The organism is Rhizobium giardinii bv. giardinii H152, from assembly GCF_000379605.1.
Taxonomy (GTDB): domain Bacteria; phylum Pseudomonadota; class Alphaproteobacteria; order Rhizobiales; family Rhizobiaceae; genus Pararhizobium; species Pararhizobium giardinii.
In genome coordinates this window covers 1-12,432 of sequence record NZ_KB902694.1, presented here as the reverse complement: position 1 = coordinate 12,432, position 12,432 = coordinate 1, and the positions used below count along the sequence as shown (strand labels likewise).

The following is a 12,432-nucleotide window of genomic DNA, read 5'->3' as shown; positions in this document are numbered from 1 at the left end:
CCGACATGACCCAGAACCTTGTCATCATCGGCAACGGCATGGCCCCCGGGCGCATGCTGGAGCATCTGCTGGAACAGGCGCCGGGCCTCTATGAGGTCACCATCTTTAACGCCGAACCGCGCGTCAACTACGACCGCATCATGCTCTCGCCGGTCCTGTCCGGCGAAAAGAGCTATGAGGAAATCGTCATCCATGGCGATGGCTGGTACATCGAGCACGGCATCACGCTCTACAAGGGCCACAAGATCGTCTCGATCGACCGTGCCAGGAAGACCGTCACCTCCGATCACGGCGTGACGGAGAGCTATGACAAGCTCGTCATCGCCACCGGCTCCGTTCCCTTCATCATCCCCGTGCCCGGCAAGGATCTGCCCGGCGTCATCACCTATCGCGACCTCGACGACGTGCAGGCGATGCTGCTTGCCGCCCAGTCGCGCGAAAAGGCCGTCGTCATCGGCGGCGGCCTGCTTGGGCTAGAAGCCGCTGCAGGCCTTGCCTTGCGCGGCATGGATGTCACCGTGCTGCACGTGATGCCAACGCTGATGGAACGTCAGCTCGATCCGGCTGCCGGCTACCTCTTGCAGAAAGCCGTAGAGGAACGTGGCATCAAGGTCATCTGCAAGGCCAACACCAAGGCAATCATCGGCGATGGCAAGGTCGAGGGCATCGAGCTTGACAACGGCACGATCATCCCCGCGACGCTGGTGGTGATGGCAGTCGGCATCCGGCCGAATGCCGGTCTCGCCAAGGAAGCGGGGCTTGCTGTCAATCGCGGCATCGTCGTCGATGCCGGCATGCAGACCTCCGATGGCGATATCCTGGCGCTCGGCGAATGCGCCGAGGTCGGCGGCATGGTCTACGGCCTCGTCGCACCGCTCTACGAAATGGCCCGCATCGCCGCTTCGCATCTCGCCGGCGACCGCTCGCCCGCCTTCGTGCATTCGGACACGCCGACCAAGCTCAAGGTCACCGGCATCAATCTCTTTTCCCTCGGTGATTTCGCTGAGGGCGACGACCGCGAGGAGATCGTGCTGCGCGACGCGACGGCGGGTGTCTACAAGCGTTTGGTGCTGAAGGACAACCGCATCATCGGGACCGTGCTCTACGGCGAAACCGCCGATGGCGCCTGGTTCAACGACCTGAAGAAGAAAGCCACCGATATATCGGAAATGCGTGAAACGCTCATTTTCGGCCAGGCCTACCAGGGAGGGTCCCCGCTGGACCCTATGGCGGCCGTTGCAGCCTTGCCGGATGATGCGGAAATCTGCGGCTGCAACGGCGTCTGCAAGGGCAAGATCACCGGTACGATCACCTCGAAGGGACTGACCTCGCTCGACGACGTGCGGGCCCACACCAAGGCATCCGCCTCCTGCGGCTCCTGCACCGGGTTGGTCGAACAGCTGATGTCGATCACGCTCGGCGACGCCTACAATCCGGCCGCCGTTCAGCCGATGTGCGCCTGCACCGAGCTCGGACATGACGACGTGCGCCGCCTGATCAAGGCCAAGGGGCTGAAGACCATTCCGGCCGTCATGCAGGAACTGGAATGGAAGACCTCCTGCGGCTGCGCCAAATGTCGCCCGGCCCTCAACTACTACCTCGTCTGCGACTGGCCGGACGAATATGCCGACGATTACCAGTCGCGCTTCATCAACGAGCGCGTCCACGCCAATATCCAGAAGGACGGAACCTATTCGGTGGTGCCGCGCATGTGGGGCGGCGTGACCAATTCGAAGGAACTGCGCGCCATCGCCGACGTGGTTGACAAGTTCGAGGTGCCGCTCGTCAAGGTCACCGGCGGCCAGCGCATCGACCTGCTCGGCATCGAGAAGGAAGACCTGCCCGCCGTCTGGGCCGATCTCGGCAAGGCGGGCTTCGTCTCCGGCCAGGCCTATGCGAAGGGCCTGCGCACAGTCAAAACCTGCGTCGGTTCCGACTGGTGCCGCTTCGGCACGCAGGATTCGACCGGGCTCGGCATCCGCATCGAGAAGTTCATGTGGGGATCGTGGACGCCGGCCAAGCTCAAGATGGCCGTCTCCGGCTGTCCGCGAAACTGCGCCGAGGCAACCTGCAAGGATATCGGGGTCATCTGCGTCGATTCGGGCTTCGAGATCCATTTTGCCGGGGCTGCCGGCCTCGACATCAAGGGCACGGAAGTGCTCGGCCTCGTCAAGACCGAGGACGAGGCGCTGCAGCATATCGTGGCGCTGACGCAGATGTACCGCGAGCAGGGCCGCTATCTGGAGCGCATCTACAAATGGGCCAAGCGCATCGGTCTCGATGAGATCCGCCGCCAGATCATGGGCGATGCGCAGAAGCGCCAAGCCTATTACGACCGCTTCGTCTTTTCCCAGAAATTCGCCCAGGTCGACCCCTGGTCGGAGCGCGTCTCCGGCAAGGACAAGCATGAGTTCCGGCCGATGGCAACGGTTGGATACTCGGAAGCGGCGGAGTGACGGACATGGAAACGAACTGGATCGCAATCGGCGACATCAACGACATCCCGCTGCGGGGCGCCCGCTGCGTGAAGACGCCGCAGGGCAAGATCGCCGTGTTCCGCACGGCCGAAAACGAGGTCTTCGCCATCGAGGACCACTGCCCGCATAAAGGCGGGCCGCTCAGCCAGGGCATCGTTCACGGCAAGGCGGTCACCTGCCCGCTGCACAACTGGGTGATCTCGCTGGAAAGCGGCAAGGCGCTCGGTGCCGATGAGGGCGAGGTCAAGACCATCGCTGTTCGCAACGAGGACGGTGCGCTCTCGATCGCGCTCGAAAGCCTGATGATGGCGGCGGAATAGGCGCATGGAGCAAGAAACACCCCCCTCTGTCGCTTTGCGACATCTCCCCCTCAAGGGGGGAGATCGGATGGCATATGCCGCTGCCTCGTACAGCAATTTTAGCGTCTGTAAGATGCGCTTTGCCGTTGGAGGACACGAACGGCGCGGCAGGCTACCGATCTCCCGCCTTGAGGGGAAGATGTCAGCAAGGCTGACGGAGGGGGGTGAAAGCCACGGGCGCCGGCATGGCGGGGGGAATACCAGTGTCCACTGAAACCAAAACCACCTGCCCTTATTGCGGCGTGGGTTGCGGCGTCATCGCCAGGATCGATGACGCCGGCACAGTCAGCGTCAGGGGTGACCCGGACCATCCCGCCAATTTCGGACGCCTTTGTTCCAAGGGCTCGGCACTCGCCGAAACCATCGATCTCGACGGACGCATTCTTCATCCTCAGATCGACGGGCGCCGCGCGGACTGGGACGAGGCGCTTGACCTCGTCGCGACACGTTTCTCCGAAACCATCGCCGAGCACGGCCCGGATTCGGTCGCCTTCTACGTGTCCGGCCAGTTGCTGACCGAGGATTACTACGTCGCCAACAAGCTGATGAAGGGTTTTATCGGATCGGCCAATATCGACACCAATTCGCGCCTTTGCATGTCCTCCTCCGTCGCCGGCCATCGGCGTGCCTTTGGTGCCGATACCGTTCCCGGTACTTATGAGGACATCGAGCTTGCCGATCTGGTCATCCTGACCGGCTCCAACCTCGCCTGGTGCCACCCGGTCATCTACCAGCGCCTCGCCGCCGCCAAGGCCGCGCGGCCCGGCATGAAAGTCGTCGTCATCGATCCGCGCCGCACGATGACGGCCGACATCGCCGACCTGCATCTGGCGATCAGGCCGGATGGCGACGTAGCCCTGTTCATGGGCCTGCTGGCCCACCTTGCCGGCACAGCCGCGATCGACCAGAACTATATCGGCACGCATACCACTGGTTTTGCAGAGGCTTTCGCCGCGGCCTCGGCCCTCGACATCGCCGAACTGATGGAATTGACCGGCCTGCCCTCCATGCAGTTGCGCCAGTTCTTCCGCCTGTTCGAGGAAACGGAAAAGGTCGTCACCTGCTACAGTCAGGGCGTCAATCAATCCGCCTCCGGCACGGACAAGGTCAACGCCATCATCAACTGTCATCTCGCGACCGGCCGCATCGGCCGGCCCGGCATGGGCCCCTTCTCCCTCACCGGTCAGCCGAACGCCATGGGCGGACGCGAGGTCGGCGGTCTTGCCAATATGCTCGCAGCCCATATGGCGATCGAGAATGCCGAGGATTGCGACCGCGTCCAGCGCTTCTGGCAATCGCCGGCCATCGCCCGCTGGCCCGGCTTCAAGGCCGTCGACATGTTCCGCGCCGTCGCCGACGGCCGGGTAAAGGCGCTCTGGATCATGGCCACCAACCCGGTGGTCTCGATGCCGGATGCCGATGCCGTTGCAGCCGCCATCGCCGCCTGTCCCTTCGTCGTCGTCTCCGACGTCCTGCAGGATACCGACACCACGAAGCTGGCGCACGTCCTTCTGCCCTCGCTCGGCTGGGCCGAGAAGGATGGCACCGTCACCAATTCGGAGCGCCGCATTTCCCGCCAGCGCGCCTATCTTCCCGCCCCGGGCGAAGCCAGGGCCGACTGGTGGCAGCTGGCCGAGGTCGGCCGCCGCATGGGATTTGAGGACGCGTTCTCGTTCCCCAGCGCCGCCACCGTCTTTGCCGAGCACGCGACCCTGTCGGCCTTCGAAAACGATGGCGGTCGTGATTTCGATATCGGCGCCTACGCGCGGATCGACGGTGCGGCCTATGACGGGCTTGCCCCATTCCAATGGCCGCAGCCAGCCGCCTCGCAGGTGCAAACCACCCGCTTCTTCGCCGACGGCGGCTTTTACCATGCCGACCGCAAGGCGCGTTTCGTCGCCGTCAACGCTCCTGCCACGGATCGCACCAGCGCTGACTTCCCGTTGACGCTGAACACCGGCCGCATCCGCGACCAGTGGCACACGATGACACGGACGGGAAAGAGCGCCCGCCTGTCCGCCCATATCGCCGAGCCCTTCGCGGAAATCCATCCGCGCGACGCGATGGAAATCGGTGTCGCCAGCGCGGGCCTCGTCGAGATCGAGAGTCCCTACGGCAAGGCCGTGGTGCGCGCCCTGGTTACCGAGCGACAGGCTCGCGGCAGCCTGTTCGTGCCGATGCACTGGAACGATCAGTTTGCCGCAAAGGCACGTATCGACGCCGTGGTGGCCCCGATCACCGATCCCTTCTCCGGTCAGCCGGCCTCGAAGAACGTCGCCATTGCGGCGCGGCGACTGAAGGTCGCAAACTATGGTTTTGCAGTTTCCGCCACCAAACCGCAGGGTCTCGACACCACCTACTGGGCCCTGGCAAGGGCCGATGGCGGCTGGCGGCTGGAACTGGCGTTAGATGCTGCGCCCGAGAGCTGGTCGGAGTGGTGCCGGACGCATCTCGGCATTCCAGACCATATCGAGCCGCTCGGCTATGCCGACGCCCAGACCGGCGACCTGCGGCTCGCCTTCTTCGAAGGTGACCGCTTGCTGGCCGCCCTCTTCCTCGCCCGCCAGCCGGTTGCCGTTGCGCGCAACTGGGCGGTCGAGCAACTGACCGTCCGGCATGCCGACATGGCCAAGCGGTTTGCGGTTGCTGCCGGGCGACCCGGCGCCGGCCGCATGGACCCCGGCGCGACCGTCTGTTCCTGCTTCAGCGTCGGCGTCAACCAGATCGTCGCCGCCGTCAGGGGTGGCTGTCACAGTGTCGAGGCTGTCGGCAAGGAATTGAACGCCGGAACCAATTGCGGCTCGTGCCGCGCCGAGATCAGGGGGATCATCGATGGATGCCTTGCAGCTGCTGCCGAGTGACCGGAACGCCCGCCCTGCCCGCATGGCACCGCTCGCCAAGTTGCCGGTCTTCTGGGCGCTCGAAGGAAAACGCGCCATCGTTGCCGGCGGATCGGATGCGGCAGCCTGGAAGGCGGAATTGCTGGCGGCCTGCGGTGCGGAAGTCCACGTCTATGCGGAAGAGCTGAGCGAAACGTTCGCAACCCTGATGCAGGACGACGGCCGGTTCGAGCATCACAAGGAACAATGGTCGCCTTCATCCTTCGAAGCTGCGGCCATCGCCATTGCCGATTGCGAAGACGATGGCGCCGCTGCCGCGTTTTTCGACGCGGCCTGCAGGACCGGCGTGCCGGTCAACGTCATCGACGAACCAAAATACTGCCAGTTCCAGTTCGGTTCGATCGTCAACCGCTCACCCGTCGTCGTCGCCATTTCCAGCGATGGTGCCGCCCCGATCCTCGCCCAGGCGATCCGCCGACGCATCGAGACGCTGCTGCCGCCGGCCCTGAAATCCTGGGCGGCGCTGGCGTATTCGATCCGGGACAAAGTCAACGCACGCGTCGGCCCCGGCGCACCGCGACGCGCCTTCTGGGAGAATTTTGTCGATCGCGCCTTCGGCACGGCACCCGAGGCCGAAACCGAAGCCGGCCTCCTTGCCGACGCCGGGCGGATTGCCACGAAGAACACATCCTGCAGCGGACGCGTGACGCTGGTGGGTGCCGGCCCAGGCGATGCGGAGCTTTTGACGCTCAAGGCGGTGCGCGCGCTGCAGGCGGCCGATGTCATCCTGTTCGACGATCTCGTGTCCGACGAGGTGCTGGAACTTGCCCGCCGTGAAGCAAAGCGCATGCTGGTCGGCAAGCGTGGCGGCCGGACGAGCTGCAAGCAGGAAGACATCAACGCGATAATGATCCAGCTCGCCAAGGCCGGAAAGCGCGTGGTGCGGCTGAAATCCGGAGACCCGATGATCTTCGGTCGCGCCGGCGAGGAAATCGCCTGTCTCGAACGGCAGGGCATTCCCGTCGACGTCGTGCCCGGCATCACCTCCGCCAGCGCCATGGCCGCCCGTCTCGGCGTATCGCTGACGCATCGCGATCACGCACAGGCCGTGCGCTTCGTCACCGGTCACTCGCGCCTCGGCAACCTGCCCGAACATCTCGACTGGCAGAATCTGGCCGAACCGCGCACCACGACGATCTTCTACATGGGCGGCCGAACCGCCGGTCAGATTCGTGCCAGGCTTCTGGCCGCCGGCATGGACGGCGCGACCCCGGCCGTGGTGATGAGCGCGGTCACCCGCAGCAATGAAAAACGCTGGATCGGCACGGTCGGCGATCTGGCGGACGCGGTAGTGCGTATAGGCGACGACAATCCGATCCTGATCGGCGTCGGCCAGGCCTTTTCGCAGGCACAGTCCAAAGTTGAGAGCCCGGTCGGAAAGCCGACCTCGGAAAACGGCCCTCACCGATCCCGGGCGGTGTGATGCCATCCGAACTTCTCGCCGCCCTGTTCCTGAGCCTTGCCATGGGCTTCAGCATCAGCCGGTTCCGCCAGATTTTCCTGGCGACGACGGACCACGCCATCCTTCTATCGCCCGCCACCGCGCTTGCCAGTGCCATCAGCCTGTCCTCGGCCGTCATGGCATTCAGCGGCAATGGCATTGGCATTGGCGCTACGATCACTACGCTCGGAGTGGCATTGGCTGTCGTGATTAACCAGTCCGCGCTCGGCACATCGGCGCGTCTCGCCTTGGCCGCGGCATGCCTGTTTGCTCATGCGGGTTTGGGCGCCTCACCTTAAATCTGGACGAAGTAGTCACCAAAACGGATTATTTCTCGTGACCGCCCTTCCGGAACAACCTCGCACTCCATACGTTTGCACAGCACCTAAACAGGAAACAATGCAATGCAAATGACCATGCGAGCCGTCGTCTTCGTGATCGTGGGTTCGATCCTGAGCATCCTCTTGATCAAATATGTCAGGAACGATCTGAACACTTCGGTTCCGATGATGGATCCTGCCGCCGCAACCGAGCCGACCTGATATTGCACAATTTGCCACAAAAGCCGCAGCCGCTATCCACTTTGCGAATCTCTCCAGTCAGAAAACCGCCATATTCGGCCGCCACCCATGCCGGGCGCGAGGCATGCAAGCTTCAGGGGACGCGCTTGTGTCGCCGTGGATGACGCTTCGCCGAGCAGACGCATTTTCTGATGCGATGGGGGACAGGGGGCATGAGGAAATGGCGCAACGAGCCGATGCTGCCGCATCACGTTGAACTCTGTCAGCGGGTCTTCGACGCGGCCAAGGTCGCCCGCAACATAACGCCCGACAGCGATGCGAACGATCCGGTGGCAGCGCTGGTGCTGACCCTTTACCGGCATGGCGTGTGGGAGGAGGACGAATTGCTCCGCCGCGTTCTCGGTGCTCTCGACGAAAATTCCTGATTGAAAGCCTGACTGTACCGCCTCGGGTAAAATCATATCTTGCTTTTGCGCGGCAAACGGGACGAAAACTTACAGGCTTGACCGCCGCCTAATATTGATAAAAACTATAGACTATAAGCATTGGCGACGGTGAGATGTCATGAACCAATGGATCGTCAATCCGATGACCCTGTCAGCACCCGGCGAATCGACAGCCTCGAAAGCGAACCGACCGGTGATCGCCATCATTGGCGGCGGCGTCTCCGGCGCGGCCACGGCGTTCCATCTCGCGCAGGCGGACCGCGGCCCGGCGCCGGAGATCATCGTCTTCGAACCGCGCGACGGCCTCGGCAGGGGGCTCGCCTATGACACGGCCGAACCCGCCCACCGCATCAACGTCCCCGCCGCCCGCATGAGCCTTCTCACCGACGAGCCGGATCATTTCCTGCGTTGGATCGATTCCCATTCGGCAACCGCGGGTGATGCCGATGCCCTGCGGCCGGACGGCAATCTCTTTCCCCGGCGAAACGTGTTCGGCAACTATATCAATGCCATGCTGCAGCCTTTCATCGCCGATGGCGCCGTCCGGCATCGTCGCGCAGCCGTTGCGCATCTGCTGCGCGACGGACAGCGCTGGTGCCTCGTCGATGAGGGCGGCGGCGAGACCCTGGCCGATATCGTCGTCATCGCCACCAGCCATCCACCACCGGTGGCACCGGGCGGGCTTCAGACGCTGCTGAAGGACCATCCGCGCTTCGTGCCGGACCCGACGAAAGCAGGCGCGCTCGACGCGATCCGCTCGTCCGACCGGGTGCTGGTCATCGGCAACGGCCTGACCTCTGCCGATGTGATCGCATCGCTGGCACTCAAGGGGCACACCGGCGCGATCACGGCGATCTCCCGCCGCGGCCTGCGGTCCCGGGGACATGCGCCCTTTCCGCAAGATCCCACCGGTGATTTCCTGACCGATCCAGCCTTCACGGCCCCTGCCCTGCTGATGAACGTCCGCAACGCCATTCGTGAGGCAACGGCAGCCGGTCTCACCTGGCACGGCGTCATCGACCAGGTGCGGGCGCAGGGCCAATCGATCTGGCAGATCCTGCCGATCGCGGAACGGCGGCGCATCGTCCGGCACCTGCGGCCCTATTGGGATGTCCACCGCTTCCGTGTGGCGCCACAGGTGGAAGCGGCACTGGACGAGGCGATCGCTAAGGGCCGCCTTGAAATCCTTGCCGGGTCGATCGCAGGCACCGGTGTCGAGAATGAGACTGTCCGTTGTGCGCTGCGCCTCCGCCGCCACCGGGAGACTGTGGAGCGAACCTATGATGCCGTCGTCGTGACCACCGGTCCCGGACATGGCGGCATCCTCGCCAGCCAGCCCTTTCTCGCGGAATTGGCCGGGAGCGGCTATCTCGAACTCGACCCGACCGGCCTTGGGCTTGCCTGTACCCGCAATTCCGAAGCCATCGGCCCCGCCGTCGGCGTGACGCCGTCGCTGCTGATTGCCGGTCCGCTGGCACGCGGCACCTTCGGCGAACTCATGGGCTTGCCGCAGGTGACGGAACATGCGGCCTTCGTCGCTTCCGTCGTTGCAGAGCGCCTGCAGGCGACGGTGCTTGAACCGGCAGAAAACCCACTTTAAGCGGCCAGCGGCTCGTCGCGCCGCATCCGGGTGCCGGTTACCGCCCTCTGAACCGGCAAAGCTGCCGCGCGCGGCTGGTCTAGGACCGAAGCCAATTCAAGAAAAGTGCGAGACGGTTTTCCGTCCGGAATGCTCGAAAACAATGATGGAGCGTCTTTGAAGCGGGGAAAAACGAAACCGCGCTATGAGTGGCGCGGGGCAAGCTGCAAGGCGGTGCTTGAATCGGGTTTCGCAAGCACCAGTTTGGTGCCCTCCGTCCTCCACGAAAGCCCGCTCTTCAGCGCATCGAGGAACTTCCTTTCCTGATCCATCACCGCCGGAACGCACGTTCTGCGCGTGGTGCCGGCAGGGCCGAAGATGATCTCGTCGGTCTTCAGGTTGAATGTGCCGGTGTAGTGATTGCAGCCGGCAAAACCGGAATAGGTGCCGTCATCGTTGATTTCGAGCGTCGTCTGCAAGTCGTCGATCACGCCGCCGCCGCCGATATCCTCGGCAAGCCATGTCCCGACGAGTTCGGCCGGCACGGATTTGGCAACGACGGTCGATACCGAGGCGGTATCGAGCAGCACACAGGAGCAGGAGAGGAACAGCGCAAGTTTCAACATGTGGGATCTCGCCCTTCCGAATTGACACCGTTTGCCGCGAATCGCGCCAACCGCGACCATATCGCTTCGTCCGGTTTTCAGACTACCCTTGTTGACGGCCGCGTTCACCTGTAGAGCCTAGCATGAAACAAGAAAAACAACGGGACTTGGCCATGACCTCCGGCGCACCTCAAAAACGCCGCTTGACCATACTGGGCTCCACAGGCTCGATCGGCACCAATACGCTCGACGTCATTGACCAGCTCGGCGGCCGTGACGCGTTCGAGATTGCCGCCGTGACCGGCAATGGCAACATCGACCTGCTCGCAGAGCAGGCCAAGGCAACAGGTGCGGAACTCGCCGTGACTGCCAGCGAGCGGCACTACGAAAGCCTGAAATCGGCCCTGGCGGGCACCGGTATCGAAGTCGCCGCCGGCCGCAGCGGCCTGATCGAAGCCGCTGAGCGCAACGCCGATTGGGTGATGGCCGCCATCGTCGGGACCGCCGGCCTTGCGCCGACGCTCGCGGCCGCCAAGCGCGGTGCCGATATCGCGCTCGCCAATAAGGAATGTCTGGTCTCCGCCGGCGATCTCTTCGTGCGCGCGGTTGCCGAAGGCGGTGGACGGCTGATCCCGGTCGACAGCGAACATAGCGCGATCTTCCAGTCGCTGGAGGACGATCAGCGCCACGCCGTCGAACGGATCGTGCTCACCGCATCCGGCGGTCCCTTCCGCACCTGGTCGCGCGAGCAGATGGCAGGCGTGACGGCGGAGATCGCCCGCGCCCACCCGAACTGGTCGATGGGCCTGAAGATCTCGATCGGCAGCGCCTCGATGTTCAACAAGGCTCTGGAGATGATCGAGGCGAAGCATCTCTTCAATGTGGCGCCAAGCCAGATCGAAGTCGTCGTCCACCCGCAATCGATCATCCATTCGATGGTCGGCTACACCGACGGCTCCGTGATCGCCCAGCTGGGCTGTCCCGACATGCGCACCGCAATCGGCTATGCGCTCACCTATCCGATGCGGACGAAACTCAATGTCGATCGGCTGGACTTCGCCAAACTCGCAAGGCTGGATTTCGAGGCGCCGGACGAAGTCCGCTTTCCGGCGCTGCGTCTTGCCCGCACGGCAATGGAGCGCGGCGGCCTGCAGGGCGCAGTCATGAATGCGGCCGAAGAGGTCGCCTTCGAGGCCTTCGTCTCGGGCCGTATCGGTTTCCTCGACATGGCGGACATCGCCGAGGCGGTCATGGACCGCATGACGGCAGTGGCCCCGGCCGTCTCCATGGATGACGTTTTCGCCGCCGACAGCGAAGCCCGCGCCCGTGCCGCCGAAGCGATCGCCGAAAAGGAAAAGGCCGCCGGAGCGGCGGCCTGATTCAATTCAATAGGTTAGTCATAACTTACGCAACAGCCCTCGCCAGCGCGCAGCGCGACCAGAGCTGGTGCAGCGCGCCGACCAAGTGGTCGATGTCGGCGTCCGAATGCAGCGGCGTCGGCGTGATACGCAGGCGCTCGGTCTTCTTCGGCACCGTCGGATAGTTGATCGGCTGGACATAGATGCCGCAATTGTCGAGCAAGAGATCGGAAATCCACTTGCACTTGGCCGCATCGCCAACGATCACCGGCACGATGTGGCTCGAATTGGNCATGTGCGGAATGCCGTTCTTGTCGAGNAGNTTGCGCAGNCGGCGAACCCGTTCCTGATGGGCGAAGCGTTCGATCTGGCTTTCCTTGAGGTGCCGGATCGAGGCGACAGCGCCGGCNGCNAGCGCCGGCGGCAGGGCCGTCGTGAAGATGAAGCCGGAGGCAAACGAACGGATGAAGTCGCACAGCGCACTCGATGCTGCGATATAGCCGCCCATGACGCCGAAGGCCTTGCCCAGCGTGCCTTCGATCACCGTCAGGCGATGCATCAGGCCTTCGCGCTCGGCAATACCGCCGCCGCGCGGGCCGTACATGCCGACGGCATGAACCTCGTCGAGATAGGTCATCGCGCCGTATTTGTCGGCGAGATCGCAAATCTCCTTGATCGGCGAAATGTCGCCATCCATCGAGTAGACCGATTCGAACGCAATGATTTTGGGCGCGCGCGGGTCGGCG

Annotated in this window: 11 protein-coding genes; 9 read left to right on the top strand and 2 right to left on the bottom strand. The window is 63.8% G+C overall.

Going from position 1 to position 12,432, the window contains the following annotated elements:
- Positions 1 to 5 precede the first annotated feature (5 nt).
- The 8 genes from nirB (at position 6) to A3AY_RS0123970 (ending at position 9,744) form a co-directional block, all read left to right on the top strand.
- On the top strand, positions 6 to 2,456 hold the full coding sequence (gene nirB, locus A3AY_RS0124005; protein WP_018328232.1) for a nitrite reductase large subunit NirB: 2,451 nt from the start codon (positions 6 to 8) through the stop codon (positions 2,454 to 2,456).
- 5 nt (positions 2,457 to 2,461) lie between these two features.
- On the top strand, positions 2,462 to 2,797 hold the full coding sequence (gene nirD / locus A3AY_RS0124000) for a nitrite reductase small subunit NirD (RefSeq protein ID WP_018328231.1): 336 nt from the start codon (positions 2,462 to 2,464) through the stop codon (positions 2,795 to 2,797).
- A gap of 242 nt (positions 2,798 to 3,039) precedes the next feature.
- Complete coding sequence (locus A3AY_RS0123995; protein ID WP_026203774.1) at positions 3,040 to 5,697, top strand: nitrate reductase; 2,658 nt, start codon at positions 3,040 to 3,042, stop codon at positions 5,695 to 5,697.
- Positions 5,669 to 7,159 carry a siroheme synthase CysG gene (gene cysG, locus A3AY_RS0123990; RefSeq protein WP_018328229.1) on the top strand — a complete coding sequence of 497 codons (1,491 nt, stop codon included), beginning with the start codon at positions 5,669 to 5,671 and terminating at the stop codon, positions 7,157 to 7,159. The genes A3AY_RS0123995 and cysG overlap by 29 nt, the downstream gene beginning before the upstream one ends.
- Positions 7,159 to 7,476: a hypothetical protein gene (locus A3AY_RS35945; protein WP_018328228.1), complete on the top strand. Its 318-nt coding sequence runs from the start codon at positions 7,159 to 7,161 to the stop codon at positions 7,474 to 7,476. Before cysG ends, A3AY_RS35945 begins: the two co-directional genes overlap by 1 nt.
- Before the next feature lie 105 nt (positions 7,477 to 7,581).
- The gene (locus A3AY_RS39375; RefSeq protein ID WP_018328227.1) at positions 7,582 to 7,719 is read left to right on the top strand and encodes a hypothetical protein; all 138 of its coding nucleotides are present in this window, start codon (positions 7,582 to 7,584) and stop codon (positions 7,717 to 7,719) included.
- Between the two features lie 191 nt (positions 7,720 to 7,910).
- Complete coding sequence (locus A3AY_RS35940; protein WP_112850935.1) at positions 7,911 to 8,123, top strand: hypothetical protein; 213 nt, start codon at positions 7,911 to 7,913, stop codon at positions 8,121 to 8,123.
- A gap of 163 nt (positions 8,124 to 8,286) precedes the next feature.
- Positions 8,287 to 9,744, top strand: coding sequence for an FAD/NAD(P)-binding protein (locus A3AY_RS0123970; protein WP_051108407.1), 1,458 nt, complete (start codon positions 8,287 to 8,289; stop codon positions 9,742 to 9,744).
- 182 nt (positions 9,745 to 9,926) lie between these two features.
- Here A3AY_RS0123970 and A3AY_RS35935 read toward each other — a convergent pair whose 3' ends face one another.
- A complete protein-coding gene (locus A3AY_RS35935) occupies positions 9,927 to 10,349 on the bottom strand; it encodes an META domain-containing protein (RefSeq protein ID WP_018328224.1) in 423 nt (140 codons plus the stop codon).
- A gap of 152 nt (positions 10,350 to 10,501) precedes the next feature.
- On the opposite strand from A3AY_RS35935, the gene dxr reads away from it, so the two are divergent.
- Entirely contained in the window at positions 10,502 to 11,707 is a 1,206-nt protein-coding gene (dxr, locus tag A3AY_RS0123960; RefSeq protein ID WP_018328223.1) for a 1-deoxy-D-xylulose-5-phosphate reductoisomerase, read from the top strand.
- Between the two features lie 25 nt (positions 11,708 to 11,732).
- On the opposite strand, the gene hemA is transcribed toward dxr, so the two are convergent.
- The coding region (gene hemA / locus A3AY_RS0123955) for a 5-aminolevulinate synthase (protein WP_026203773.1) at positions 11,733 to 12,432 on the bottom strand (700 nt) is incomplete at its 5' end.